This is a genomic window from Candidatus Pelagibacter bacterium nBUS_29, from assembly GCF_051200905.1.
GTDB lineage: Bacteria > Pseudomonadota > Alphaproteobacteria > Pelagibacterales > Pelagibacteraceae > Pelagibacter.
Map to the genome: position 1 here is coordinate 416,136 of NZ_CP172843.1, position 25,353 is coordinate 441,488.

General features: G+C 30.5%; 26 protein-coding genes and 1 tRNA gene. 17 read left to right on the forward strand and 10 right to left on the reverse strand.

Features of this window, described 5'->3' with window-relative positions; genetic code table 11:
- Both ACIJYA_RS02190 and ACIJYA_RS02195 read right to left on the reverse strand, forming a co-directional pair.
- Positions 1 to 798: an ATP-binding cassette domain-containing protein gene (locus ACIJYA_RS02190; protein ID WP_435088845.1), complete on the reverse strand. Its 798-nt coding sequence runs from the start codon at positions 796 to 798 to the stop codon at positions 1 to 3.
- An 89-nt stretch (positions 799 to 887) separates the two neighbouring features.
- Positions 888 to 1,829, reverse strand: coding sequence for an ABC transporter substrate-binding protein (locus ACIJYA_RS02195; RefSeq protein WP_435088846.1), 942 nt, complete (start codon positions 1,827 to 1,829; stop codon positions 888 to 890).
- Positions 1,830 to 2,029: 200 nt separating this feature from the next.
- Between ACIJYA_RS02195 and ACIJYA_RS02200 the strand changes: the two genes are divergently transcribed.
- Both ACIJYA_RS02200 and ald read left to right on the forward strand, forming a co-directional pair.
- Positions 2,030 to 3,376, forward strand: coding sequence for an aspartate aminotransferase family protein (locus ACIJYA_RS02200; protein ID WP_435088847.1), 1,347 nt, complete (start codon positions 2,030 to 2,032; stop codon positions 3,374 to 3,376).
- A gap of 35 nt (positions 3,377 to 3,411) precedes the next feature.
- Positions 3,412 to 4,524 (forward strand): alanine dehydrogenase, encoded by a 1,113-nt coding sequence (gene ald, locus ACIJYA_RS02205; protein WP_435088848.1) that lies wholly within the window; start codon positions 3,412 to 3,414, stop codon positions 4,522 to 4,524.
- Here ald and galE read toward each other — a convergent pair.
- Positions 4,513 to 5,499, reverse strand: a complete 987-nt coding sequence (gene galE / locus ACIJYA_RS02210) for a UDP-glucose 4-epimerase GalE (RefSeq protein ID WP_435088849.1) — start codon at positions 5,497 to 5,499, stop codon at positions 4,513 to 4,515. The genes ald and galE overlap by 12 nt on opposite strands.
- Positions 5,500 to 5,521: 22 nt before the next feature.
- Between galE and ACIJYA_RS02215 the strand changes: the two genes are divergently transcribed.
- The 3 genes from ACIJYA_RS02215 to ACIJYA_RS02225 all read left to right on the forward strand — a co-directional run bounded on the left by ACIJYA_RS02215 (position 5,522) and on the right by ACIJYA_RS02225 (position 8,409).
- A complete protein-coding gene (locus ACIJYA_RS02215; RefSeq protein WP_435088850.1) occupies positions 5,522 to 7,966 on the forward strand; it encodes a GcvT family protein in 2,445 nt (814 codons plus the stop codon).
- An 88-nt stretch (positions 7,967 to 8,054) separates the two neighbouring features.
- The gene (locus ACIJYA_RS02220; protein ID WP_435088851.1) at positions 8,055 to 8,264 is read left to right on the forward strand and encodes a hypothetical protein; all 210 of its coding nucleotides are present in this window, start codon (positions 8,055 to 8,057) and stop codon (positions 8,262 to 8,264) included.
- Between the two features lie 68 nt (positions 8,265 to 8,332).
- A tRNA-Met gene (locus ACIJYA_RS02225) sits at positions 8,333 to 8,409 on the forward strand.
- 1 nt (position 8,410) lies between these two features.
- Here the strand turns inward: ACIJYA_RS02225 and ACIJYA_RS02230 are convergent.
- Positions 8,411 to 8,938, reverse strand: a complete 528-nt coding sequence (locus ACIJYA_RS02230) for an adenine phosphoribosyltransferase (protein WP_435088852.1) — start codon at positions 8,936 to 8,938, stop codon at positions 8,411 to 8,413.
- A gap of 41 nt (positions 8,939 to 8,979) precedes the next feature.
- Here ACIJYA_RS02230 and ACIJYA_RS02235 point away from each other — a divergent pair, with 41 nt between their 5' ends.
- Both ACIJYA_RS02235 and mtnA read left to right on the forward strand, forming a co-directional pair.
- Positions 8,980 to 9,852 carry an S-methyl-5'-thioadenosine phosphorylase gene (locus tag ACIJYA_RS02235; protein ID WP_435088853.1) on the forward strand — a complete coding sequence of 291 codons (873 nt, stop codon included), beginning with the start codon at positions 8,980 to 8,982 and terminating at the stop codon, positions 9,850 to 9,852.
- Positions 9,849 to 10,922, forward strand: coding sequence for an S-methyl-5-thioribose-1-phosphate isomerase (mtnA, locus tag ACIJYA_RS02240; protein ID WP_435088854.1), 1,074 nt, complete (start codon positions 9,849 to 9,851; stop codon positions 10,920 to 10,922). Before ACIJYA_RS02235 ends, mtnA begins: the two co-directional genes overlap by 4 nt.
- On the opposite strand, the gene ACIJYA_RS02245 is transcribed toward mtnA, so the two are convergent.
- Positions 10,912 to 12,015 (reverse strand): DUF1015 family protein, encoded by a 1,104-nt coding sequence (locus tag ACIJYA_RS02245; protein ID WP_435088855.1) that lies wholly within the window; start codon positions 12,013 to 12,015, stop codon positions 10,912 to 10,914. The two genes, mtnA and ACIJYA_RS02245, sit on opposite strands and share 11 nt — an antisense overlap.
- 9 nt (positions 12,016 to 12,024) lie before the next feature.
- Positions 12,025 to 13,386, reverse strand: coding sequence for a TrpB-like pyridoxal phosphate-dependent enzyme (locus ACIJYA_RS02250; RefSeq protein ID WP_435088856.1), 1,362 nt, complete (start codon positions 13,384 to 13,386; stop codon positions 12,025 to 12,027).
- 53 nt (positions 13,387 to 13,439) lie between these two features.
- On the opposite strand from ACIJYA_RS02250, the gene ACIJYA_RS02255 reads away from it, so the two are divergent.
- The 6 genes from ACIJYA_RS02255 to ACIJYA_RS02280 are packed head-to-tail and all read left to right on the forward strand — an operon-like array spanning position 13,440 to position 18,235.
- On the forward strand, positions 13,440 to 14,072 hold the full coding sequence (locus tag ACIJYA_RS02255) for a class II aldolase/adducin family protein (protein ID WP_435088857.1): 633 nt from the start codon (positions 13,440 to 13,442) through the stop codon (positions 14,070 to 14,072).
- A gap of 3 nt (positions 14,073 to 14,075) precedes the next feature.
- The gene (gene speD, locus ACIJYA_RS02260; RefSeq protein ID WP_435088858.1) at positions 14,076 to 15,116 is read left to right on the forward strand and encodes an adenosylmethionine decarboxylase; all 1,041 of its coding nucleotides are present in this window, start codon (positions 14,076 to 14,078) and stop codon (positions 15,114 to 15,116) included.
- 59 nt (positions 15,117 to 15,175) lie between these two features.
- Positions 15,176 to 16,027 (forward strand): transporter substrate-binding domain-containing protein, encoded by an 852-nt coding sequence (locus ACIJYA_RS02265; RefSeq protein ID WP_435088859.1) that lies wholly within the window; start codon positions 15,176 to 15,178, stop codon positions 16,025 to 16,027.
- A 44-nt stretch (positions 16,028 to 16,071) separates the two neighbouring features.
- Complete coding sequence (locus tag ACIJYA_RS02270; protein ID WP_435088860.1) at positions 16,072 to 16,764, forward strand: ABC transporter permease; 693 nt, start codon at positions 16,072 to 16,074, stop codon at positions 16,762 to 16,764.
- Positions 16,764 to 17,438, forward strand: coding sequence for an ABC transporter permease (locus tag ACIJYA_RS02275; protein WP_435088861.1), 675 nt, complete (start codon positions 16,764 to 16,766; stop codon positions 17,436 to 17,438). Before ACIJYA_RS02270 ends, ACIJYA_RS02275 begins: the two co-directional genes overlap by 1 nt.
- 8 nt (positions 17,439 to 17,446) lie before the next feature.
- Positions 17,447 to 18,235 carry a phytanoyl-CoA dioxygenase family protein gene (locus ACIJYA_RS02280; RefSeq protein ID WP_435088862.1) on the forward strand — a complete coding sequence of 263 codons (789 nt, stop codon included), beginning with the start codon at positions 17,447 to 17,449 and terminating at the stop codon, positions 18,233 to 18,235.
- Here the strand turns inward: ACIJYA_RS02280 and ACIJYA_RS02285 are convergent.
- A complete protein-coding gene (locus ACIJYA_RS02285) occupies positions 18,225 to 18,614 on the reverse strand; it encodes a DUF6165 family protein (protein WP_435088863.1) in 390 nt (129 codons plus the stop codon). The genes ACIJYA_RS02280 and ACIJYA_RS02285 overlap by 11 nt on opposite strands.
- A 32-nt stretch (positions 18,615 to 18,646) precedes the next feature.
- Here ACIJYA_RS02285 and ACIJYA_RS02290 point away from each other — a divergent pair, with 32 nt between their 5' ends.
- Complete coding sequence (locus tag ACIJYA_RS02290; protein WP_435088864.1) at positions 18,647 to 19,588, forward strand: glycosyltransferase family 9 protein; 942 nt, start codon at positions 18,647 to 18,649, stop codon at positions 19,586 to 19,588.
- Here ACIJYA_RS02290 and ACIJYA_RS02295 read toward each other — a convergent pair.
- Positions 19,578 to 20,630 (reverse strand): AbrB family transcriptional regulator, encoded by a 1,053-nt coding sequence (locus ACIJYA_RS02295; RefSeq protein WP_435088865.1) that lies wholly within the window; start codon positions 20,628 to 20,630, stop codon positions 19,578 to 19,580. The genes ACIJYA_RS02290 and ACIJYA_RS02295 overlap by 11 nt on opposite strands.
- Positions 20,630 to 21,328: an IclR family transcriptional regulator gene (locus ACIJYA_RS02300; RefSeq protein ID WP_435088866.1), complete on the reverse strand. Its 699-nt coding sequence runs from the start codon at positions 21,326 to 21,328 to the stop codon at positions 20,630 to 20,632. The genes ACIJYA_RS02295 and ACIJYA_RS02300 overlap by 1 nt, the downstream gene beginning before the upstream one ends.
- A 117-nt stretch (positions 21,329 to 21,445) precedes the next feature.
- Here ACIJYA_RS02300 and ACIJYA_RS02305 point away from each other — a divergent pair, with 117 nt between their 5' ends.
- Genes ACIJYA_RS02305 through ACIJYA_RS02315 form a run of 3 tightly spaced genes read left to right on the forward strand, consistent with a single transcriptional unit; the run spans position 21,446 to position 24,420 of the window.
- Positions 21,446 to 22,426: a tripartite tricarboxylate transporter substrate binding protein gene (locus tag ACIJYA_RS02305; protein ID WP_435088867.1), complete on the forward strand. Its 981-nt coding sequence runs from the start codon at positions 21,446 to 21,448 to the stop codon at positions 22,424 to 22,426.
- 27 nt (positions 22,427 to 22,453) lie between these two features.
- Positions 22,454 to 22,924 carry a tripartite tricarboxylate transporter TctB family protein gene (locus ACIJYA_RS02310; RefSeq protein WP_435088868.1) on the forward strand — a complete coding sequence of 157 codons (471 nt, stop codon included), beginning with the start codon at positions 22,454 to 22,456 and terminating at the stop codon, positions 22,922 to 22,924.
- The gene (locus ACIJYA_RS02315; protein ID WP_435088869.1) at positions 22,921 to 24,420 is read left to right on the forward strand and encodes a tripartite tricarboxylate transporter permease; all 1,500 of its coding nucleotides are present in this window, start codon (positions 22,921 to 22,923) and stop codon (positions 24,418 to 24,420) included. The genes ACIJYA_RS02310 and ACIJYA_RS02315 overlap by 4 nt, the downstream gene beginning before the upstream one ends.
- Here the strand turns inward: ACIJYA_RS02315 and ACIJYA_RS02320 are convergent.
- Positions 24,417 to 25,304 carry a DMT family transporter gene (locus tag ACIJYA_RS02320; RefSeq protein WP_435088870.1) on the reverse strand — a complete coding sequence of 296 codons (888 nt, stop codon included), beginning with the start codon at positions 25,302 to 25,304 and terminating at the stop codon, positions 24,417 to 24,419. The genes ACIJYA_RS02315 and ACIJYA_RS02320 overlap by 4 nt on opposite strands.
- Between the last annotated feature and the right edge of the window lie 49 nt (positions 25,305 to 25,353).

Here is a 25,353-nt window from a genome sequence, read left to right on the forward strand (position 1 = left end):
TTATATATCCTTACCCATTATTTCTTCTTCCATGTTCCAAATCATGGTTAAAATCTCTTCTCTTTTACTTGTAAAATCTTTTAAGTTCTTGATATCTCTTAAATCTTCTTTTAATCCCATTGATGCAAATGGAAGATTATATTCTTTGTGAATTCTTCCAGGTCTTGGAGCCATTACATAAAGTCTTTCACCAAGTAATAGTGCTTCTTCTACTGAGTGAGTAATTAAAATAATTGTTTTTCCAGTTTCTTTCCAAATCTTTAAAACTAAAGACTGCATTTTTTCTCTAGTAAGTGCATCGAGCGCTCCTAATGGTTCATCCATTAATATTAAATCTGGATCATTGATCAAACATCTTGCAAGAGCAACCCTTTGCTGCATACCACCTGATAATTGATAAGTCGGTGTGTTACCAAATCCTTGAAGGCCAACAATTCCTAACCATTCTTCAACTTTTTTTGCAGTTTCAACTGGATTTTCTTTTTTCATCCTCAATCCAAAATTCACATTTTCAGCAACAGTTAGCCATTCAAATAGAGCTCCTTGTTGAAATACCATTCCTCTTTCAACACCTGGTCCATTAATTTCATTGCCACCTAATATTATTTGACCAGAAGTTGGTCTTAAAAATCCTGCTGTAATATTTAGTAAAGTAGTTTTCCCACATCCAGAAGGGCCAAGAACTGTTAAAAGTTCTCCTTTTTTTAAAGTAAAGTTTACATCTTTTAATGCGTGAACTGTTTCTCCTTTAGGAGTTTTAAAAATCATGTTTAGATTTTGTGAAACCAAATCACTCATAAGAATACTTTATATTAGAATATTTTAAAAAAATAGGCACCAACTATTTCTAATTGGCGCCTATTAAAATTTATTTTACGCTCTAAAAATTATAGAGGTAAAAAGCTTGTATCAACTGCTCCGTTAGGAGTATCCATTCCTTTTAAGAAACCAGCAAGGTTTCCAGAAGTCATAGACTTTTCAGTTTCTGAAGGTGTTAGAAATTTAAATCCACCGATTGTTTCTTTCATATCACCAAGTTTCATTTCAGCATCTTTAGCTATAACACCCATATCTGATTTTCCAGATGCGTATCTAGCGTTTGCTTCGTGAGTTACTTCGATGAAAGTTCTTAACATTCCTGGATTTTCTTTCATGAATTTGTCAGTTACAGAAGTAATATCAATACCTAAGATACCAGCATCTCTAGCTTCTTGAACTGTTAAAAGTCTTGATCCAACTGCAGTTGCAGCTTTGATAGAGTTACCACCAAATAGACAAGCCATAACAACGTCACCACTTACTAATGCAGCAGCACCTTCTTCTGGGTCCATTTGAATAACATCCATTTTAGATCTGTCAGCTCCAACAACTTTCATACTTTCGTCAAAAACGTATTCAGCCATTGTTCCTAGTGGAACAGCAACTTTTTTACCTTCTAACTCAGAACCATTTGCTTTTGTAATTCCAGAAGCATTAGATGTAACACAAGTTGTTCCACCCATTCCGTATTCCATAGCAATGTCTACAAGTTTTAAAGGCGCTTTAGATTTAACAGCATTAATAAAAGGTACTAAACCTTGAGAGTAAGAAATATCAATATCTCCTGCTAACATAGCATCAGTCATTGCACCACCATTTGAAAAGTTAGTCCATTTAACTGGAACACCTAGAGCTTTTTCATAAATACCTTTTACTTTATCTTCTTGGTTTGGCGTTGGCCATTCTAGAAAGAATGCAACTCTTACTTCTTTGGCAGCTGAGTTTGCAACTGAAATAGAAAGGTTAAGAGCAACGATAGATCCAAGAATAAAACTAATTATTTTTCTCATTTTGTTTATCTCCGTTAGTTAATTTATATATAAATTAGTGCCATTTAATTTGATATTGAGAGTGATGTAAAACAAAAAAATAGCACAGTACAATCCTTGGTTGTGTCAAATTATTATATTTATTTCTATTTATTTTTGTCTATAGAGGCCCTAGATTTAGAATTACTAAAATAAAATTTAATATTAAAGAGAGAAAATTTATGAGCTCAGAAAATAGAACTTCAGTACCAAATTCATTGAATGAACATTGGATGCCTTTTACATCTAATAAAGATTTTAAAGCAAATCCAAGATTGATTACTGAAGCTAAAGGGGTTTATTTAAAAACACATCACGGCAAAACACAAATCGATGCAAGCTCAGGATTATTTTGTAACCCATTAGGTCATGGAAGAAAAGAAATTACAGAAGCCGTTACAAAACAATTAGAAACTTTAGATTATGCTCAACCTTTTCAACAAGGTTTTGGTGGTTCTTTTGAATTAGCATCAAGAATTTCAAAACACACTCCAGGCGATTTAAATAAAATGTTTTTTACAATTTGTGGGTCAACCGCAGTTGAAACAGCTATTAAAATTGCTGTTGCTTACCATAGAGCTAAAGGGAATGCGCAAAGATTTAGATTTGTTGGAAGAGAACGTGGTTACCATGGAATGAACATTGGCTGTGTTTCAGTTGGTGGAATGGTAAATAATGTTAAAACATTTGCAAGTATTTTAATGCCAGGTGTTCAACACATTAGACACACTCATTTACCAGAACATAAATTTGTAAGTGGTCAACCGGAAACAGGTGACTATTTAGCAAATGACTTAGAAACTATTTGTCAAAACTTTGGTGGTGAAAATATCGCTGCTTGTATTGTTGAGCCTATTGCTGGATCAACAGGAACATTAGTACCGCCAAAAGGATATTTACAAAAACTTAGAGAGATTTGTGACAAGCATGGAATACTTTTAATTTTTGATGAAGTAATTACAGGTTGGGGTAGAACAGGCTCCAAGTTTGGTGCACATGAGTTTGGTGTAACACCTGATATTATGACAATGGCAAAAGCTACAACGAATGGAGTGGTGCCTATGGGCGTAGTTGCGTGCAACGATAGCATTTATGACGCTGTAATGGATGCCTCACCAACAGGTGCAGTTGAATTATTTCATGGATACACTTATTCAGGAATCCCAGTTGCAGTCGCTGCAGCTTTAGCTGTTCAAGATATTTTTGAAAAAGATGATATTTTTAACAGAGCTAAAAACTTAGCTCCATACTTCCAAAAAGGTTTATTTTCTCTTCAGGATCTAGAGTCGGTAGATAATATCAGAGGTTATGGAATGATGGGTGGAATTGATATGAAATTAAATACTAAACCAGGTAAAGCTGGTTTTGAATGTTTTAAAGCCTGTTATGAAGCAGGAGTAAACTTTAAAGCAACAGGTGACTGTTTAATTATTGCTCCACAATTTATTTGTGAAGAAAAACATATTGATGAAATTATTGATAAACTGAGAACAGGTATCACTAACTATCAAAAAAACCAAAAAAACTAATTAAATTAATACATTTAATTAAAGAAAGTAGCGTTATGAAAATAGGTGTACCTAAGGAAATCAAGCCACAAGAGCATAGAATTGGATTAACTCCAGAAAGTGTAAAAACTTTAATATCTGAAGGTCACGAAGTAATAGTGGAAAATAACGGTGGTTTTGAAGCTGGCTTTGAAAATGAACAATACACAAGTGTAGGAGCTAAAATTGCTAACTCAGCTGCTGACATTTTCAATGATGCTGAAATTATAGTTAAAGTTAAAGAGCCGCAAAAAGTCGAAGTAGATATGATTAGAGAAAATCAAATTGTATATACTTATCTTCATCTTGCTGCTGCAAAAGAATTAACTGAAGGATTAATTAAATCTAAAAGTATTAACATTGCATATGAAACTGTAACAGATGACAATGGAAGATTACCTTTGCTAGCGCCAATGAGTGCAGTTGCAGGTAGAATGTCTGTTCAAGCAGGAGCTCATTGTTTAGAGAAAAATCAAAAAGGAAGAGGTCTTCTATTAGGTGGAGCACCAGGAGTTGCTCCTGGCAAAGTTGTTATTTTGGGTGGTGGAGTTGTAGGTGAAAATGCAGCAGTTATTGCAACTGGCATGCAAGCCCAAGTTCATATTGTTGATAAATCTGAAGCAAGATTAAAACAACTCGTTGAAATGTTTGGGGATAAAATAATTCCAGAGCAAAGTGATAAAATTGATTTAAATAAATTAGTTTCAGAAGCTGATCTTTTAGTAGGTGGTGTTTTAATTCCAGGTGCTGAAGCTCCTAAATTAGTTACTAGAGACATGATTAAATTAATGAAACGTGGATCAGTTATTGTAGATGTTGCAATTGATCAAGGTGGATGTGTTGAAACAAGTAAACCAACTACTCACGGAGAGCCTACTTATATTGTTGATGATGTTGTTCATTATTGTGTAGCTAATATGCCAGGAGGAGTTCCAAGAACTTCAACACTAGCACTAAACAATGCAACTCTACCTTTTTTAGTTAAACTTGCTAATAAAGGGTATCAAAAAGCACTAGGAGAAGATAAAAATTTTTTAGCTGGATTAAATGTTCATAAGGGTGATGTTACATATAAAGCAGTAGCAGATGTATTTGGTCATGAATTTGTTGACCCTAGTTCAGTAGTCTAATTTTTTTTCCCAACTTATTGCACTTTTTATAATTAATTTTATATCGAAATATTTTGGTTTCCATTTTAAAACTCTTTTAAATTTTTTAGTGTTGGCATATACCTGGGCAATATCTCCAGGTCTTCTTTGTTGATATTGTATCTCAACACCTTTTTTTATTCTTTTAAAGATATTTACAATTTGCTGAACTGAATATCCTTTTCCATAGCCACAATTTAAGACAAATGATTTATTTTTATTATTTAGATATTTTAAACCTTTAATATGTATATCAGCTAAATCAGATACATGGATATAATCTCTAACACAGGTACCGTCATTAGTTTTATAATCATTTCCAAAAATTTTAACTTTAGGTTTTTTTTCCAACGATTTTATTGCTAAATTTTTTATTAAATGACCATGAGATGTTTCTATTTCTCCAATTTTTCCTGAATCACTTGCTCCAGCAACATTAAAATATCTTAAAATTCCATATTTAAATTTATATTTATGAGATAGTTTTTTTATTAATTCTTCACCTTTAAATTTAGTATATCCATAATAACCCTGCGGATTTGGTTTTTTATTTTCGCTAACTGACCCTTTTACGTTTCCATAAATACTACATGACGATGAAAAAACAATATTTTTAACATTAGAATTTTTACAAGCTTCTAAAATATTCTTAGTTCCAATAATATTATTTGTATAATATTTCTTTTTATTTTTTTCAGCCTCACTGACATTTAGATAAGCAGCAAGATGAATAATTGAACTTATATTATAATCTTTAATAATTTTGGTAATCTTAGATTTATTTTTGATATCTGCTTTAATAAATTTAGCTTTCTTATTTACCAATTTTTTATACCCAGTGACTAAATTATCTAAAATAATAACCGTTTCTTTATTTTTGATTAATTGTTCGACTACATGACTGCCAATGTAACCTGCACCACCTGTTACTAAAATATTTTTGCTTGATTCAAACATTTTATCTATACTTAAATTATAAATGATAAAAAATCTTCCCAAAAAATGTAAGGTCGTAGTAATTGGTGGCGGTGTTGCTGGATGTTCAGTTGCTTATCATTTAGCAAAATTTGGTTGGAAAGATACAATACTTCTTGAAAGAGACCAGTTAACATCTGGAACTACGTGGCATGCTGCAGGGTTAGTTGGACAATTAGGTGCAACTGCCACAATTACAAAACTTAGAAAATATTCACTTAATCTTTATAAAGAACTTGAAAAAAAAACTGAGCTTTCAACTGGTTTAAAACAAAATGGAGCAATAACGGTAGCAAGTTCAAAAGAAAGACTTCAAGAATTATTAAGACAAGCAACCTCTGCTCAACTTTTTGACGTAAATGTTGAAGTTTTAGATAAACAAAAAGTTAAAGATTTATATCCTGTAATTAATGATCAAGATATTTTGGGTGGTGTTTATATGCCTGAAGATGGTCAGGCAGATCCGGTAGGAGTTACAAATGTGTTGGCTAAAGCTGCAAAAATGGAAGGGGCTAAGATATTTGAAAAATCACCAGTGACTAAAATATTAGTAAAAAACAATAGAATTACTGGTGTTGAAACTAAAGAGGGTAAAATAGATTGTGAGTATGTAGTGCTTGCAACTGGGATGTGGTCTAGACAAATTGGAGAGGATATCGGTGTAAGCGTTCCTTTATATCCAAATGAGCATTTTTATATAATAACTGAACCAATGAAAGATCTGCCAAAAGATCTACCAGTTCTAAGAGATTATAATGACTGTCTTTATTTAAAAGAAGATGCGGGAAAAATGCTCGTCGGTATTTTTGAGCCAGGCGCAAAGAATGCATTTAAAGAAAAGGGAATAGTCCCTAATGATTTTTCTTTTGGAGAGTTCCCAGATGATTTTGATCATTTTGAACCCTATTTAGAAAAATCTTTTAAAAGATTACCAATGTTAGAAACAGCTGGTGTTAGAAAATTTTTTTCAGGGCCAGAGTCGTTTACACCCGATACTCAATATTTATTAGGGGAAACAGCAGAAGTTAACAATCTTTATACGTGTTGTGGTTTTAATAGTATTGGTATTGCAAGTTCTGGTGGAGCGGGGCGAGTTACAGCAGAATGGATGATTAATGGTTATATGAATGAAGATTTGTATTCATTAGATATTAAAAGATTTCAAAAATTTCATTCTTCTAAAAAATTTATAATGAATAGAGTTACAGAAACTTTGGGAGATTTGTATGATATGCATTGGCCATATAAACAACACAAGACCTCAAGAGATCAAAGATTGCTTCCATACCATGAAGAGTTAAAAAAAATGGGAGCATGTTTTGGTCAATCAGGTGAGTATGAAAGACCAATGTGGTATGCGTTAGATGATGCTAAACCAGATTACAAATATAGTTTTAATTATCAAAATTGGTATCCATCAGTTGAGTATGAATGTAAAAATACAATAGAAAATGTAGGATTGTTTGAGCTTTCACCTTTCTCAAAATATGAAATTAAAGGTGAAAAGGCATATGAAGAATTACAAAGATTATGTACTGCAAATATTAAAAATGAAATTGGAAAATGCACTTATACCCATATGCTTAATGAAGGAGCAGGAATTGAAACAGATCTAACGGTTGTTTGTATAGACAAAAATCATTTTAGAATAATAAGTTCTGCAGCTGTTAGAACACATGATAAAGCCCATATTTTAAAACATTTGTTATCCAAAGTTGAATTTAAGGATATTACTGATGACTTAGTTTGCTTAGGTGTATTTGGACCAAAAAGTAGAGAATTATTATCAAAAATTTGTGAAGATGATTTGTCAAATGAAAATTTTAAATTTGGATATGGTAAAAATATTACTATAAAATCGATAAATGTTTGGGCTCAAAGACTATCTTATGTTGGTGAACTTGGTTATGAGCTTTATGTTCCAATCAAAGATGCAAAAGAAATTTATAATTTAATTATAAGTATAGGAAAACAATTCAGATTATCTCATTGTGGTGCTCATGCGATGGATACTATGAGGATGGAAAGTGGTTTTTTACATTGGGGACATGATATTTCACCAGAAGAAAATCAGTATCAAGCAGGGCTTAATTTTGCAATTAGTTATAAAAAACCTTTTGATTTTATTGGTAAAAAAGCTTTAGAAAAAATTAAATCAAATAAAATAGACAGAAGATTTACAATGTTTATTTTAAAAGAAAATAAATCTGGTTTTCCACTGTTGCATCATGAAGAGCCAATTTATGTAGATAATAAAATCATTGGAAAAACTACATCAGGAAATTATTCATTTAATTACAATAAAAACATGTCTTTTGGTTATATTAACACTGAGCTTACTAATGATGAATTAAAAGATAAGAAAATATATATTGAAATAGAAAAACAAAAATATTTAGCTGAAGTATTATTTAAACCTTTAAAACAATCAAATTATAAATCAATTTAGATTCAATCCTTATTTAAATTCATGATTATTGGAAGATTATAGTTTAATTTAGTTTGAATTTATAACTAATTGCTGTTTAAATGGTGTTGTGAAAAAAGACGATCAAGAAATAACTTTATTAAATTCTGATATTGCTTCAAATAATGATCTAAAAAGAAATAACTTTAAAACAACCAACGTAAATATTTTACTTAATAGGGTTAGATTAGATAAAAAAAGAACTTTTAAAAAAAGAATTATTTTTTCATTTTTTTTAGTCGCTCTAATTAGTTCTTTAACTGTTTATTTTGTTATTTAGCAAAAAATCTGACCTAAAAAGGTTATTGAAACAATAAAGATTTATATTATAAGTCATCAATAAATAATGGCGGGGTAGCTCAGTTGGTTAGAGCGCAGGACTCATAAGCCTGAGGTCAGTGGTTCGATCCCACTTCCCGCTACCATTTAATGTCCTGGAAAATCAATTAAATTTTCAACTTTATAATTATTTTTCACTAAATTATCAGATCCACCTAAATCAAATAAGTTAATTACAAATACAAAAGCTGCAACTTTACTTTTCGAAATTTCTACAAGTTTAGCAGCCGCTTCAGCAGTGCCACCAGTTGCAATTAAATCATCAATAATTAGAACACTATCATTTTCATCTAAAGAATCTTTGTGAACTTCAATTGTAGCTGTTCCATATTCAAGTTCAAAATCAACAGAATGAACATCGGCAGGTAATTTATTTTTTTTTCTTAGCATTATGAATGGTTTTTTTAAAACATAGGAAACTGCAGAGGCAAAGACAAAGCCACGCGACTCTATTGCTGCAATTTTTGTAAAATTATATTTTTTAGATCTTTCAACAATTTGATTAATCGTTTCTGCAAAAGCATTTTCATCTTTAATTAATGTAGTGATATCTCTAAACAAAATACCTTTTTTAGGGTAATCTGGGATAGATCTAATATAATCTTTTAAATTCATAATAGTTAATTATAAAAGTATAAATAATTAAATTTTTATCTATGACAACTAATAAATTAGCAATAATTGGTGGAAGTGGTCTTTATGATGTTGAAGAGTTTAAAGACAGAGAATTACTTGATTTAAATACTCCTTGGGGAAAACCATCAGATAAAATCTTAAAAACAAAGTACAATAATAAAGAAGTTTATTTTTTACCAAGACATGGAAGAGGACATTTTATTTCTCCATCTAATATTAATTTTAGAGCAAATATTGATGCACTTAAACAATTAGGGGTATCAGATATTGTCTCTGTTTCTGCAGTAGGGTCACTTAAAGAAGATCTACCACCAGGTAAATTTGTTATTGTAGATCAATTTATTGATAGAACTTTTGCAAGAACTAAAACTTTTTTTGATGATGAGATTGTTGCACATGTTTCAATGGCTCACCCAACATCAAACGGATTGATGAATGCTTGTGAAGAAGCTATAAAAAAATCAAACATAGATTATCAAAGAAATGGAACTTATGTTGTGATGGAAGGGCCTCAATTTTCAACACTTGCTGAGTCAAATTTATACAGATCATGGAAAGCAGATGTTATTGGTATGACTAATATGCCTGAAGCAAAACTCGCTAGAGAGGCTGAAATTAGATACGCATCTGTTTCAATGGTGACTGATTTTGATTGTTGGCATCCTGACCATGAAAATGTCGATGTTAAGCAAGTTATTAAAGTTCTTTTAGGCAATGCTGAAAAAGCTAAGGTGATGATTAAAAATTTAATTGATAATTTTGAGAATTATATTGATCCAAAAGATCCAACAAATAATTGCTTAGATGTTGCAATAATTACAGTTCCAGAAAAAAGAACTCAAAAGACGATAGATAAACTTAAATCTGTAGCTGGTAGAGTTTTATCTAAATGAGAATAGAGGGAAAAGAGTATAGAACAATTTGGTTTGACAGTGGTGTAGTAAAGATAATTGACCAAACAAAGCTTCCACATAAATTTATAATTAAAGATCTCAAATCAGTCAAAGATGCAATAAATGCTATTAAAATTATGGAGGTGAGAGGGGCACCTTTAATTGGTGGAACTGCTGCCTATGGAATAGTTTTAGCAATCCAGGAAAATAATAATCCTGAATTTATAAATAAAAGTGCAGAACAACTAATTCAATCAAGACCTACAGCAATTAATTTGAAATGGGCAGTAGATCGTATGATGAAAAAATTATTAGGGATTAATAGTGACAAAACCTTAGATGTTGCTTTAAATGAAGCTAAAGAAATATGTGATGAAGATGAAAAGTTTTGTGAAAATATAGGTATCAATGGATTAAAAATAATTGAGGAAATTTATAATAGGAAGAAAGATACAGTTAATATTTTGACTCATTGTAATGCTGGATGGTTAGCAACTATTAATTGGGGAACAGCTACTTCTCCCATATATCATGCACATAAAAAAGGCATTCCAGTTCATGTATGGGTAGACGAAACTAGACCAAGAAACCAAGGTGCAAATTTAACTTCTTATGAATTAAATGAGGAAGAAATACCAAATACTATAATTGCTGACAATACAGGTGGAATTTTAATGCAGAGAGGTGAAGTTGATATGTGTATTGTAGGGACTGATAGAACTTTGTCTAATGGAGATGTTTGTAATAAAATTGGAACTTATCTAAAAGCATTAGCAGCTCATGATAATAATGTGCCTTTTTATGTGGCATTACCAAGTTCAACTATCGATTGGGAAATTAAAGAAGGTAAAAATATCCCAATTGAAGAAAGAAATTCAGAAGAGCTATCTCATGTTGAGGGAGTGGATGAAAATAATGAGATCAAAAAAGTTTTAATTTACCCTAAAAAAAGTAAAGCAATGAATCTTGCCTTTGATGTTACTCCAGCAAAGTATGTAACAGGTTTGATAACAGAAAAAGGTATTTCTGAAGCATCATCTAATGGTCTAAAAGAATTATTTAAGAAATAATTCTGGAAGAAATTAATCCATCAAGTGGTTTTGGGTGAAACCACGTAGACTTTTGTGGCATATATTTTTTCTTTTTTGCAAAGGATAAAACTTGTGAAATATTTGTAGGATATAACCTAAATGCTAAATTATACTTTTTAGAATTTACAAAATTTTCCAAGGCTTTTTTACCTTTAAATCCTGATACGAAATCAATATTTTTTTTATTTTTCAGAATTTTATCTAATATTAATTTTCTTAATATTGTTACATCTAATTCTTTTGATTGTTTTAAAGGCTTAATTGTATACCATTTTTTATTTGCATACATTTCAATTTGATTATTTTTAAGTTTTTTATTTATTTTGGATATTTTTAAAGAAAAGTTTTTTGAAATTATTTCCTTAATTTTCTCAAATTTTAGGTTGGTTTTTACAACTCTATTATAATCCAATATGTTTACTTGGTTATCTGGAAAAGCAATTATCATAGGAGCAATTTTTTTTTTACTTTTTAACATTGCTTGAATTCGATGATGTCCATCACATATATAAATCTTCTTTATATTTTTTAGATAATTTTTAAGTAATCTTACTTTATTTAAATTATTAACAACCCAAAGTTCATGTCTGCATTTATCTTTGGATTTAAAATTATAATCTGATTTAAATCTAAAAATATTCTTTAATTTTTTTAACGAACTTGGAGTACTATTGTATGTAGTATAAATAGGGCTTATTTGACTATTGAATTTTAATAATTGCTCTTTTCTTTTTTTAATTCTTTCAACAAAAGTTTCTTCATGACCTAATATTTTTTTGTCATCATAATTATCTAAATTTATTTTTCCAACTATCCCAAGTAACTTCTTATTATTGTATGTAATTCTATATAAATAGAAATGATTTGATGTATCTTGCTGAATAATGCCTTTATCTTTAAGACTTTTAAGAATTTTTTTTGATTTATTGATTTTCGAAGTATTTAATAAATTTAGAAAGTTTAATTTTTTATTTGGTTTATAATTATCAATATAACTAACGTTTGGAGAAGTAACTTCTTTTGCAAACCTTTTTTTAGGTCTTATTCCGCTAAATGGTTTTATGAGACTCAATTTTTTAAATTAAGCAATTTTTGGCAATTCTTCTAAAGCTTTATCAACACTTGCTTGGTCAAATTTATCTTCAGCTAAGTTTCCTTCGAAGAAATCACCGTAAGCCTTCATATCAAAGTGACCATGCCCACAAAGATTAAATAGTATTGATTTAGACTCACCATTCTTTTTGCACTCTAATGCTGCATCAATTGCACCTTTGACTGCATGAGTAGCTTCAGGAGCAGGAACAATTCCTTCTGTTCTTGCAAAGTTAACGCCTGCTTCAAAACATTCTTTTTGACCATATGCTTTTGCTTCTATTGCATTAAGCTCTTTAAGATGGCTAACCATTGGTGCCATAGCGTGGTATCTTAATCCTCCAGAGTGTGTTGCTGGTGGAATAAACTGTGATCCTAAAGTATGTGTTTTCATTAGTGGTGTTAATCTTCCTGTATCACCAAAGTCATAAACAAATTTACCTTTTGTAAGTGAAGGACATGATTTTGGTTCACATGCAATTACTCTTGTTTTTGTTCCTTCTCTAAAATTTTTACCTAAAAATGGAAAAACTAATCCTGCAAAGTTGCTACCACCACCTGTACATCCAACTAAAATATCAGGATAGTCATCAGCCATTTCCATTTGAAGTAATGTTTCATTTCCAACGATAGTTTGATGCATCAACACATGATTTAACACACTGCCAAGCGCATATTTTGTATCAGGATTTTTTGCTGCCATTTCAACAGCTTCTGAAATAGCTATTCCTAAACTACCAGAGCTATCTGGAAATTTCGCTAATATAGCTTTTCCACTATCAGTTTCTTCTGATGGACTTGCAACACATCTTGCTCCATATGTTTGCATTACTAATTTTCTATATGGTTTTTGTTCAAAACTTACTTTAACCATATAAACATCTAACTCTATTCCAAATAACTTACATGCAAAAGCAAGTGAGGTTCCCCATTGTCCTGCACCTGTTTCAGTAGTTATTTTTTTTGTACCTTCTTCTTTATTGTAAAAAGCTTGTGCAACCGCTGTATTTGGTTTGTGACTTCCTGACGGGCTTACCCCTTCATATTTGTAATAGATTCTTGCAGGAGTATCTAAATGTTTTTCTAATCTTCTTGCTCTGTAAAGTGGAGAAGGTCTCCATTGTTTATAAATATCTCTTACCGGCTCAGGAATTTCAATTTCTCTTTCTTGAGAAACTTCTTGCCCGATTAGAGCCATTGGAAATAACGGTGCTAAATCATCTGGTCCTATTGGTTTTAAAGTGCCAGGATGTAAAACTGGATCCAGGGGTTTTGGAAGATCTGCAGCTATATTATACCAAGTCTTTGGCATTCTACTTTCTTCAAGAAAATATTTAATTGTATCAGTCATTTTTTTCTTTATGTAGTCTGATCTTAAATTAAGTTAAAATCAAGTTTTTTTTAATGAAGAAAATTAAGGCTGAAATAATCAAATATTCCAAAATGCTTAACAGCAGAAAGCTATCTGCTCTTAGATCTGGCAATATATCAGTAAGATACAATGATGGTTTCTTAATCACTCCCTCTGGAAAAAAGTATTCATCATTAAAAGGTAGCGATATAGTTTTTGTTTCACTTAAAGGAAATTTTGACAAAAAAAAAGGAATTCCTTCTTCAGAATGGAAATTCCATCAAGATATTTATCTAAATAAAAAAGAGGCTAAAGCTGTAGTTCACGCTCATTCAACCAATGCAACGGCTATTGCTACTCATAAGAAAAGCATTCCTTCTTTTCATTACATGGTAGCTATGGCAGGAGGTCACGATATTAAATGTGCAAAATATGCAACTTATGGGACAAGAGAATTATCTAAAAATATTTTAAAAGCTTTAAAGGGCAGAAAAGCTTGCTTAATCAGCAATCACGGTCAGATTGCATTAGAAGAAAATTTACCGAAAGCTTTTGAGCTAGCTGAAGAGGTTGAAAATATATCACTTCAGTATATAACGAGCTTGAAATTGGGTAGGCCTAAAATCCTTTCGATAAAAGAAATGAAAAAAGTATTATCCAAAGCAAAAAACTACAAGAGAGGATAATTAATGACTAAAGTTGGAGAGCATATAACTCTAGACATTATTGGAACTACCAAAGAATACGATCCTTCTTTGTTTGAAAAAGTTATTAATGATATTGCAAAAGCAGCTGATGTTACAATTCTTAATATTTCTAAATATAAATTTGAGCCTCAAGGTTTTACAATTTTAGCATTATTAGCAGAAAGCCATATTAGTTTTCATACATTTCCTGAAAAAGGAATAATTAGTTTTGATTTTTTTACTTGTGGAAAAGTTAGCCCATCAGTTGCAATTGATATAATAAAAAAAGAATTTGTTCATAAAAGAATTGTTAAAAAAGAATTTAATAGAGATACAAAATCTCTTTATCATGACATTTATAGTTCACCGGGATTACAAAAGTCATATGTAGTTAATGATGTTCTTGAAGATTTTAAATCAAAAGTTGGTCAACATATTGAAATTTTAGAATTAGAACAATTTGGTAAGTCATTATTTATTGATGGAGAAATACAAGTCGCTGCAACTGATGAGCATTTATACAGCTCAACTTTTGTAGGTGCTGGTCTTCATTTAAATAAAAACAACGAAAGAGCCGCAATCATTGGAGGTGGTGATGGTGGTGTTGCAAGAGAGTGCATTTCTAAAAATTTTAATTTTATAGATTGGTTTGAGCTTGATCCAGAAGTTGTGGACGTTTGTAACAAACATCTTGGAGATATAGGTAAAAAAGCTACAGAAAAAAATTCAGTGAAATGTGTGTGGGGTGATGCATTTAAAAGTATAACATCAGTTGAGGATGATACCTACGATCATATTTTTGTTGATCTTAACGATGATCAATTTTGCATAGATCTTGCTGCTAAAAATATGGACTCAATGATCAGAATATTAAAACCAAAAGGTGTGATTACTGCTCAGGTGGGCAGTCAAGATAAAAAACCTAAACAAGTCGATAATTGGCTAAATGTATTTAACCATCATTTTGGAAATACTAAATTATCTAGAGTTTATATACCTAGTTTTGATTGTTCTTGGAATTTCTCTTCATCAATAAACCATTAATTTTTCTTTTTTAATTTTTAAAATTGTGAAATACTTCCTCAAAATTAAAGGAGAAAATAATGAATATATTCAAAAAAACTATTTTAACAGTTCTTGCTTCTTTATTGGTTATCGGAAATGTTTACGCTGACAAGATAAAAATTGGAACTGAAGGTGCTTACCCACCATGGAACTCTAAAGATGCATCAGGCAATCTTATTGGTTTTGAGGTTGAGTTAGCAAACGAACTTTGTGCAATCATGAAACATGAGTGTACTATCGTTGAACAAGACTGGGATGGAATGATACCAGCCTTATTGATGAGAAAGTTCGATGCAATTATGGCAGGTATGTCAATTACTGCTGAAAGACAAAAAACAATCACTTTTTCTCAAGGTTATGCTGATGAAGTAGCCTCGCTTGCAGTTATGAAAGGTTCTAGTCTAGAAGGTGTAGACACTCCTGAAGGTGTTAATTTAACTTTAGGTGGATCTGCTGTTAAAAAAGCCCTTAAAACTTTAACAGGTGCACTTGCTGGAAAAACTGTTTGCACTCAAACAGGAACTATTCACCAAAACTTTTTAGAGTCAGGTGACGTGGGAAGTGTTAATGTTAGAACTTACAAAACTCAAGATGAAGTTAACTTAGATTTAACATCTGGAAGATGTGATGTTGCATTAGCTGCAGCTGTTGCATTTACAGATTATGCTGACAAATCAGGAAAACCAGTTGTATTAGTTGGACCAACTTTTTCAGGTGGTGCATTTGGTAATGGTGTTGGTGTTGGTATTAGACAAGGTGGAGATGACGCGATTGGAAAAAGAGACGCTAAACTTCTAAAAGACTTCAACAAAGCAATTGATAAAGCTAGAAAACAAGGAATTATTAGCAGACTTGCTATTAAGCACTTTGGTTTCGATGCTTCTATGTAATTAATTTCAGATTTGGCGACTATAATATATAGTCGCCAATCTATATGGAACTTCTCGCATTTGGCAAAACTGGTTGGGGTGATGAATTATTTTACGCAACCTTAATGACTATAGCTGTCTCTGTTACAGCAATGTTAATTGGTTTTATTTTTGCGTTAATTTTTACTCCATTAAAGTTATCTAAATTTAAATCTTTAAATCTAATAGGAAATTTTTACACCACTGTTATCCGTGGTGTTCCAGAACTTCTAGTAATTTATCTATTCTTTTTTGGAGGCAGTGGAGCGATTATGTATGTGGCATCTATCTTTGGTTATTTTGAATACATAGAAATTAATGCATTTATTACAGGTTCGATGGCAATTGGTATAATTTCTGGTGCATACTCAACTGAAGTTTTTAGAGGTGCCATTCAATCAATAGACAAGGGTCAGTTTGAAGCTGCTAAAGTATTGGGTGTAGGTAAATTTGCGCAGTTCTATAAAATAATATTACCTCAAATGTTAAGATTAGCTATTCCCAACTTAAGTAATGTTTGGCAAATTACTTTAAAAGATACTTCTCTTATTTCAGTCACAGGACTAGTTGAAATTATGAGACAATCTTATATTGCAGCAGGATCTACTAGAGACCCATTATTTTTTTATTCTTTCGCTGCAGTTTTGTATTTATTATTAACTTATTTGAGCATGAAACTAATCAATAGATTAGAAGCAAAGTATAGCAGGGGGTATTAATGGATTTTGATTTAATGATCACCAGTCTACCTAAACTACTTAGTGCTACTTTAATTACACTGAAATTATTATCTGTATCTTTGATAGTTGGAATGTTTCTAGGTTTATTTTTTGCAATCTTGAGAATGAGTAAGAATATTTTTATCAATCAATTTGCATATGCGTATTCTTATGTATTTAGAGGAACTCCTTTACTGGTTCAAATTTTTATTATCTATTTTGGCTTGGGTCAAATTGAGTATTTAAGATCAACATTTTTATGGGTTATTTTGAAAGAACCATATTGGTGTGCAATTATTGCTTTTGCATTAAATACAGGTGCTTATACATCTGAAATTTTAAGATCAGCATTTCAAACTATTAAACCAGGTATTATTGAGGCTGGAAAAAGTTTAGGTATATCAAGTAAAATCATCTTTTATAAAATTCAAATTCCAATTGCTATCAGACAATCATTGCCTGCTTATGGGAATGAGATAATTTTAATGATGAAAGGGACATCGTTAGCAAGCACTGTAACCTTGATGGATTTAACAGGAGTTGCAAAATATATAATTTCAACAACTTTTAAACCTATAGAAGTATTTATTGTAGCAGGTGGAATTTATTTATTTATGACTTTTTTGATTCATAATTTAATAAAGTATTTAGAAAAAAAATATAGTTTCCAGTAAAATTTTAAATGCATCTTTCAAATAAACAGATTGAAGATTACCAAAATCTTGGAGTTATAATTGTAAAAGATATTTTTAAAGATTGGATAGAGCCATTAAGAAAAGGATTTCAAAAAGTTTTAGATAACCCAAGCAAACATGGACGAGAGAATGTAAATGATAAAAATGGTAGATTTTTTGAAGATTATTGTAATTGGGAAAGAATAGAAGAGTTTAAAGATTGTATTTTTAATTCACTTGGAGCTCAGATTGTTACTGAAGCAACAAATTCTAAATCATCTCAAATTTTTCATGAACATATTTTTATTAAAGACCCTGGCACACATAAAGAAACACCTTGGCATCAAGATATGCCTTATTATTGTGTTGATGGAAGTGATACAGGAAGTTTCTGGATACCCTTAGATGAAGTTGATAAAGACAATAACCTTAAATTGATTTTAGGTTCTCATAAATGGCAAAAGTTAATTAGACCTACAAAATGGTCTAATAATAGATCTTGGTATCAAGACGACAGCTCTTTTATGGATTTACCTCCATTAGAAAAATTTGAAAAAAATATTTTAATCCCAGAACTTAATTTAGGTGATGCAGTGTTATTTAATTTTAAGACCGTACATGGCTCAACTGGAAATAATAGTTCTAAATCTCGAAGAGCATTTTCAATGAGATTTATTGCTGATGATGTTAGGTATATTGATAGAGGAGGACCCACGTCCCCACCATTTGATGAAATTAATTTAAAAACTGGTGATTTAATGCGTGAAGATTGGTTTCCTAAAATTTTTAGTAACTAGTATATTCTTTAATCTCTTTAATAATTGATCCAGTATGATTATTGATCTCAAGTTTAATTTTTGCTCGATCATCATTTAAAAAATGAACATCTCTAGATAATCTTATAAATTTATCACCAAAGTCTTTATTTTTTTCACAATCTCTTTTATCGTCTTCTATAACCCATAACCTTGCATTTATTTCTTTTAAATCATGGAATAGTTTTTCTAATTTTTCATCTGTTTTAACATTTTTTTCTAGCTGATCTTTTAGAATTGAATGTTCATTAGATATAAATTTAAGTTTTTCAGGATCTTTAATTTTTTCTTTTTTAATTTCTAGGATGGAAATTTTGTCTAATAATTCACCAACTGATACTTCAACTAGAATTTTATTCATAAAAAAATATACTATGTTAAGTTGTTATTAATATGTCTAATATTTTAATCATTAAACATGGCTCATTGGGTGATATAGCTCAAGCTTGTGGGGCAATTCAAGATATTTCTGAAAATCATAAAGATGATGAAGTTTATTTATTAACAACAAAGGCATATTTTGATTTATTTAAAAAAAATCCACATATTTCAAACGTTATATTGGATAAGAGATTACCAAAATATAATCTCATTTATTTATATTCTTTGATGAGAAATATTAAGAAATATAAATTCACCAAAGTTTATGATCTACAAAACTCTAGCAGAACAGCTTTTTATAAAAGAATATTATTTCCTAATGCTACAAAAGATACATGGTCATCTACCGAAACCACATTACCTGAAGGAACTACAAAAAAAGATTTCGATAAAGACTCAGTTTTATCTAGATTTGATCATCAATTAAAAAGTTCTGAAATTAATACCAGTCACACTTTAACCCCTGACTTTTCATGGAGTCCATCAGATATATCTCAAATAAAAAATTACCATCAATTGGAAAAATATATTGTGCTTTTTCCTTTTTGCTCCCCTCATTTAACCTCTAAAAAATGGCCTTACTATAATGATTTAATTTCTATAATTAATGAAAAATTTGAAAATAAATTTAAAGTAGTTATTGCCCCTGGACCTGATGAAATTGAAGATGCATCAAGTATTAATGCAGTTTGTGTTTTAGATAATGGTAAAGCTCTAGATATTTCTCAATTAGCAGCATTGATTAAAGATAGTTCTTTTGTTGTGGCTAATGATACTGGACCTGCTCATATGACAGCCCATTTAGGATCAAAAGGAATTGCATTGTTTGGATCTCATACAACTCCTTTTAAAGTAAGTATTGAAAGAGAAAATTTTAAAGCAATACAAGCACCAGAGTTATCTAAGTTATCACCAGAAAAAGTTTTTGAAAGATTGTCTGAAATTATTTCTTAATTTTTTCTAATACTCTTAAAAATATGGGAATAGTGAAAAGTATAAAAAGTAATCTTATTATATGATGAAAAGCTACAAAGTCTGGATCTAGATCAAAAGCAATTGCTATCACTGCTACCTCATAAATTCCACCAGGACTAAAAGATAATATTAAAGTTAAAATATTTGTATCAACAAAAAAAGTTGCAACATAAGCTGCGAATAATCCCAAAGCGACCAATATAGTTGTTGCAACAATACTATGAAGTGAATTGTTAGCTATCTCTTTAACAGTTTTTTCTGCAAATCTACATCCAACCGAAGAACCAAGGATTAGTAGACAAAAATTTATAGTTTCATCTGGTAATTTATATGATGCTGTATCTGTAATTTGTAACAAACCACTAGCAAATAATGTACCTGAGAGCAAAGCTGCTGGAACTCTAATTTTATCAAAAACAAAAATAAAAAATATCGATGCAAAAATAAGTAAAATTAAATTTAAGTAATTTTGATCTAAATAATTGAAGTCGTCATTTAATAAAACATCGTTGCCAGTGTTATTTACTATAATAAATGGAATTACAGTTATTATGATTATCAATCTTATTAAGTGTGAAGTTGCAACTTGAGATAAATCTGTTTTTTCATTTTCAGCTAAAATCATTAGAGGACCTAATGCACCGGGAGCTGCTGAAAATATTGAAGCTTTTTCACCATAATTTGCAAATTTTTGAAGGTATTTAGCAACAATTAAAATACTAATTATTATATAGATTAGCATAATTAGTGAGGTCCAAATCCAATTACTTATTTGATTAAATAAATTTTGATCAATGTAATTTCCAATATGCAAACCTAAGATTATCAAGATAAAGCTTAATACAATTTTAGGCATGATAATTTTTAAACCTGATAATGCAGCAATTGATGTGATAATCATTGGGCCCAAAAACCAAGCTAGAGGAATATTAAAATAATCAGCAATAATTGCACTAGGAAAAGAAATAATTAAAACAGAAATAAATTTTATTGTGAAAATTTGATTGATTTGTTTTAACATTATTGAGTTTGAATTAAATTCTTTTCAATTTTAACTTTAGAGGATCTAAGAACATTTAGAAAGCTAATACAGTTTTTTTTATTAAAATTAGAAATATGACCTGCAACAGTTAATGCACCAAGAATTTGATTTTTTTTTCTAAATATTGGAACTGAGATAGATGCCATTTCTAAATCTCTTTCTCCAAAAGTCATAGCATATCCATTTTTTAAAACATCATCCTTATCTTTGATTTCTAAATTATTATAAGCTGACAAGACATGACCACTTGAACCTTTGTTTACAGGTTTTTTACCTCCAATAACCTCTTGGTGTCTTATTGATTTATTGGGTGAACTTGATTGGATACATACTCTTACATCATTTTGTCTAACAAAAAAACTTGCCGTCTCTTTTGTCTTGGATGATATGAAATCTAATTCAGCTTTTATAGAATTTTTTAAATTAAAACTACTCTCATAAATTTCAAATAATCTTGGGATTGTATGACCAATTTTAAATTCACCACTTTTTATTTTTCTAATGTATCCAAAATTTTCAAGTGATTTAGATATTCTTGAAATTCTACTTTTATGGTCTCCAGTAATATTAGCTATTTTGGTTATAGTTAAAGCTTCATTTTTTTCGGTGAAGCAATTTAGAATTTCTAAAGCTTTGTTTACTGCATCAACACCAATAACATTTTTGTTAGATTTCATAACAATTCTACTAAATAGAATAACATGTTCTACTCAATAGAACAATAGTATTATTATTATTAGACATTTCTTTAAAATATTAATTTAGTAATAAAAAAACTAATAGAGGGAAAAATAATGAAAAACTTAAAAAAAATATTTTCAGTATTATTTTCAGTAATCCTATTATTCTCAGCAACTGCAACTAGTTCAATTGCGATTGATAAAATTCATTTCGTAATCGGTGGTGGTGCTGGAGGTGGTTGGGATGGAACTGCTAGAGGTACTGGAGAAGCTTTAACAAAAGCTGGTATGTTAAAAAGTGCATCATTTGAAAATATGTCAGGTGGTGGTGGTGGTAAAGCATTAGCTTTCATGATTAATACTAAACCTGCAAATACAGTTTTAGTTCAATCTACACCATTAGTTTTAAGATCAATCACTAGACACAAAGGTTACGTGAGTGGAAGTGGTACTTTATCTTATAAAGATGTTGTGCCGATCGCTGGTGTAATAGGTGACTATGGCGCAATCGCTGTTGCAAAAAACTCACCTTACAAAAACTTTAAAGATGTAGTTGATGCATACAAAAAGAATCCAAGCTCTGTTAAAATGGCTGGTGGATCAGTAAGAGGAAGTATGGACCATTTAATTGGTGCTTTAGCTTTCCAAGCTGCTGGTGCTAATCCAAATGATGTAGCTTATATTCCTTATGATGCTGGTGGAAAAGCGTTAGCTGGACTTTTATCTGGAGAGACTCAAATTATTTCTACAGGTTTAGGTGAATTGATGGGTGCAAGAGACCAAGTAAGAATTATTGGTATTACTGCTCCTTCAAGAGTTTCTGATGCTCCAGATGCGCCAACTCTTAAAGAACAAGGTTATGACGTACAATTCGTTAACTGGAGAGGATTTTTTGGTCCTCCAGGTATGAGCAGTGCAGATAAAAATGCAATTGCTAAAATGCTAGGCGATGTACAAAAAACCTCTGAATGGGAAACTGTTAGAGCAAGAAATGCTTGGGTTAATATTTATAATCCAGGTGACAAGTTTGTTTCTTTCTTAGAAAAACAAACAGAAGAAATGACAGCTCTTATGAAGAAATTAGGAGTTATATAATCCTTAGGATTATTTAAAATTAGAGCAGTGAATATAAATACTACAAAAATTATATCACTGCTCTTTTTTATTTTTTCTGCATTTTATTTATATACAGCTTACCAAATTCAAGTTTTTGCATTTGATGAAAATGCACCGTTTAATGCCAGAACATTTCCAATTTATTTAGGTTATGCTGGATTATTTTTTTCAGGCCTTAAAGTAATTTTACCTGATCCAAACACAATTAAAGTTGAGCATAGAACTTTAGAGTACAAAAAAACTGCTATCTTAGTATTAATTGCAATAATTTATGGGGCTTTAATTCTAAAAGTTGGGTATTTTTTAACTACCTCTTTATTTCTAATGGCATCTTATTATTTTTTAGGTGAGAGAAGATGGGTGTTAATGTTTATGCTTTCTTTTCCATTTGTTGCAGCATTTATGTATCTTTTACACGGTGTGCTTGACATTTACTTAAGAGATCCATTTCTCCAAATGTTAGGAGTGATGGGATGATAGAAGGAATTTTAATTGGATTAAAAACAGCTCTTACATTTCAAAATATATTCATGGTAATGATTGGTTGCTTCTTTGGAACAATCATTGGAATGCTTCCTGGTCTTGGACCAATGACTGCGATAGCTTTAATGATACCTATTACTTACGGTTTTGATCCAGCAACTGGCTTAATTTTAATGGCTGGTGTTTATTATGGAGCTGTATTTGGAGGATCTACTTCTTCAATATTATTAAATGCTCCAGGAGTTCCTGGAACGGTAGCAACTTCGTTTGATGGTTATCCAATGGCACAACAAGGTAAAGCTGGAAAAGCTTTAGCAATTGCTGCCTGGAGTTCTTTTGCAGGCGGAACACTTGCTGCAATTTACCTATTATTTATGGCACCTAGTTTATCAAAAGTAAGTTTATCTTTTAGATCGCCTGATTACTTTGCTTTAATGATTTTAGGCTTAACCGCTATTGCTGCATTTTCATCCAAAGGACAATTTATTAAAGCAATGATGATGGTAGTGCTTGGTTTAATGTTAGCATCTGTTGGTCAAGATAGTTTATCTGACATTACAAGATTTACTTTTAATAATATGAACTTAACAGATGGAATAAGTTTTGTTCTTGTTGTTATGGCAACTTTTGCAATGAGTGAAGCACTCACTATTATTTTAAAACGTAACGATCCAACCGCAGCTGCAAAACAAGTATCTTTAACAGAACTTGGTTCAATTAAGATTAATAAAGAAGAAAGAACTAAAATGTTAAAAACCATTCCTCGAAATTCAATTATTGGCTTTTTAATTGGAGTATTACCTGGGGCGGGAGCAACTATTGCATCTTTCTTAGCATATGGAATGGAAAGAAATTTAGTAAGTGATGAAGAGAAAGAAAAATTTGGTAAAGGAAGTGTTCATGGATTAGCTGCACCTGAAACAGCAAATAATGCAGCATGTTCAGGAGCTTTTGTTCCATTACTAACCTTAGGAATACCAGGGAGTGGTACTACTGCTGTAATGTTAGGAGCTTTATTAGGATTTGGTATTCAACCTGGTCCAAGACTTTATGTAACTAATCCAGAAATTTTTTGGTCTGTTATAATGTCGATGTATATTGGAATGGTAATATTACTTATTTTGAATTTACCTTTAATTCCTTACATCGCTAGAATTTTAGCAATACCTAAAAATTATTTAATTCCACTTATTTTATTTTTTTCAATTACTGGAATTTACGTAATGTCATTTAATAATTTTGATATTTATTTAATGATTGGAATTGCTGTTGTTGCAACCTTTATGCGCTTATATGATTTTCCAATGCCTCCACTTATTCTAGCTTTTGTACTAGGAGGATTGATGGAGGAAAATTTAAGAAGATCTTTATTATTAAGTGATGGTTCTTGGACTTTTTTATGGGACAGAACTCTTACAGCCTGTATATTAGCTACAACAATATTGATAGTGCTGTGGCACATTTATAAAACAATTACAAAAAAAAATTAAGATTTAATATCAACTCTTTTTCTTATTATATTTTTATCTAGTTTCATTTCTCTGTAAGAAATTATAAGGACACCGGTAAATATTATAAGAGCACCAATCCAAGTATAAAGATCTGGCATTTCATCAAATATAAAATAACCAATAATAGACGCAAAAACTAAATTTAAAAAAGAGTAGGGTTGTGTCATGCTCACATCAACCAATTTAAATGCATGGTTAAGCGTTAAATGTAAAACTGTCCCACACATAGCCGCCAAGATTAAGTAGATAAATGTTTTTAAGCTGGGCATTTCCCAAAAAAATAAAACAATTAAGAAGCTAAGTAGGCTCATAAAAATAGATTGATAAGCTAGAATAGTAATTGCACTATCATCTTTGGAAATTTTTTTAGTTATAATTATATTAATTGACCAAAGTAATGCAGAAAATAAAACCATATAAACTCCAATAGATATATCTACAAAACCAGGTCGAATAATTACCAACATTCCACTAAAACCAAGTATTAGAGCTAAAGTTCGATATATATAAATCTTCTCTCCTAAAAAAAATACTGCAAGTATTGTTACCATTAAAGGAACTACAAAAGATATCGCGGTAAGTTTTTCAATAGGAAGCAGTACTAAAGCTGAAAAATATACAAGCATTGCAGGTAAGCCAAGTATTGCTCTTAAGAAATGTTGTTTAAGGTGAGTTGTTTTAAGTACAACATCTTTATTTTTAATTACGTATGGTAAAATTATTACTAACCCTAAAAAAAATCTAAAAAAACCAGCCACATAAACATTAACATCTTCTTGAGCTATCTTTAAAAAAGAAAGCATTACAGTTCCAAAAAAAACAGAAGTGATTATTAAAAAAATAGCTAATTTGTTATTGGACATTAATTAATTACTATAAGTATAACTGAAGTATAAACAATCTTAGTTTAAA

What these genes read in the sequence shown, in the direction of transcription:
- ACIJYA_RS02320 (WP_435088870.1), bottom strand. Translation starts at nt 25,304, where the DNA reads ATGTCCAATAACAAATTAGCTATTTTTTTAATAATCACTTCTGTTTTT.
- ACIJYA_RS02215 (WP_435088850.1), top strand. Translation starts at nt 5,522, where the DNA reads ATGATAAAAAATCTTCCCAAAAAATGTAAGGTCGTAGTAATTGGTGGC.
- ACIJYA_RS02285 (WP_435088863.1), bottom strand. Translation starts at nt 18,614, where the DNA reads ATGAATAAAATTCTAGTTGAAGTATCAGTTGGTGAATTATTAGACAAA.
- ACIJYA_RS02270 (WP_435088860.1), top strand. Translation starts at nt 16,072, where the DNA reads ATGGAACTTCTCGCATTTGGCAAAACTGGTTGGGGTGATGAATTATTT.
- ACIJYA_RS02290 (WP_435088864.1), top strand. Translation starts at nt 18,647, where the DNA reads ATGTCTAATATTTTAATCATTAAACATGGCTCATTGGGTGATATAGCT.
- ACIJYA_RS02230 (WP_435088852.1), bottom strand. Translation starts at nt 8,938, where the DNA reads ATGAATTTAAAAGATTATATTAGATCTATCCCAGATTACCCTAAAAAA.
- ACIJYA_RS02305 (WP_435088867.1), top strand. Translation starts at nt 21,446, where the DNA reads ATGAAAAACTTAAAAAAAATATTTTCAGTATTATTTTCAGTAATCCTA.
- speD (WP_435088858.1), top strand. Translation starts at nt 14,076, where the DNA reads ATGACTAAAGTTGGAGAGCATATAACTCTAGACATTATTGGAACTACC.
- ACIJYA_RS02265 (WP_435088859.1), top strand. Translation starts at nt 15,176, where the DNA reads ATGAATATATTCAAAAAAACTATTTTAACAGTTCTTGCTTCTTTATTG.
- mtnA (WP_435088854.1), top strand. Translation starts at nt 9,849, where the DNA reads ATGAGAATAGAGGGAAAAGAGTATAGAACAATTTGGTTTGACAGTGGT.
- ACIJYA_RS02200 (WP_435088847.1), top strand. Translation starts at nt 2,030, where the DNA reads ATGAGCTCAGAAAATAGAACTTCAGTACCAAATTCATTGAATGAACAT.
- ACIJYA_RS02300 (WP_435088866.1), bottom strand. Translation starts at nt 21,328, where the DNA reads ATGAAATCTAACAAAAATGTTATTGGTGTTGATGCAGTAAACAAAGCT.
- ACIJYA_RS02255 (WP_435088857.1), top strand. Translation starts at nt 13,440, where the DNA reads ATGAAGAAAATTAAGGCTGAAATAATCAAATATTCCAAAATGCTTAAC.
- ACIJYA_RS02235 (WP_435088853.1), top strand. Translation starts at nt 8,980, where the DNA reads ATGACAACTAATAAATTAGCAATAATTGGTGGAAGTGGTCTTTATGAT.
- ACIJYA_RS02315 (WP_435088869.1), top strand. Translation starts at nt 22,921, where the DNA reads ATGATAGAAGGAATTTTAATTGGATTAAAAACAGCTCTTACATTTCAA.
- ACIJYA_RS02190 (WP_435088845.1), bottom strand. Translation starts at nt 798, where the DNA reads ATGAGTGATTTGGTTTCACAAAATCTAAACATGATTTTTAAAACTCCT.
- ACIJYA_RS02295 (WP_435088865.1), bottom strand. Translation starts at nt 20,630, where the DNA reads ATGTTAAAACAAATCAATCAAATTTTCACAATAAAATTTATTTCTGTT.
- galE (WP_435088849.1), bottom strand. Translation starts at nt 5,499, where the DNA reads ATGTTTGAATCAAGCAAAAATATTTTAGTAACAGGTGGTGCAGGTTAC.
- ACIJYA_RS02250 (WP_435088856.1), bottom strand. Translation starts at nt 13,386, where the DNA reads ATGACTGATACAATTAAATATTTTCTTGAAGAAAGTAGAATGCCAAAG.
- ald (WP_435088848.1), top strand. Translation starts at nt 3,412, where the DNA reads ATGAAAATAGGTGTACCTAAGGAAATCAAGCCACAAGAGCATAGAATT.
- ACIJYA_RS02275 (WP_435088861.1), top strand. Translation starts at nt 16,764, where the DNA reads ATGGATTTTGATTTAATGATCACCAGTCTACCTAAACTACTTAGTGCT.
- ACIJYA_RS02195 (WP_435088846.1), bottom strand. Translation starts at nt 1,829, where the DNA reads ATGAGAAAAATAATTAGTTTTATTCTTGGATCTATCGTTGCTCTTAAC.
- ACIJYA_RS02280 (WP_435088862.1), top strand. Translation starts at nt 17,447, where the DNA reads ATGCATCTTTCAAATAAACAGATTGAAGATTACCAAAATCTTGGAGTT.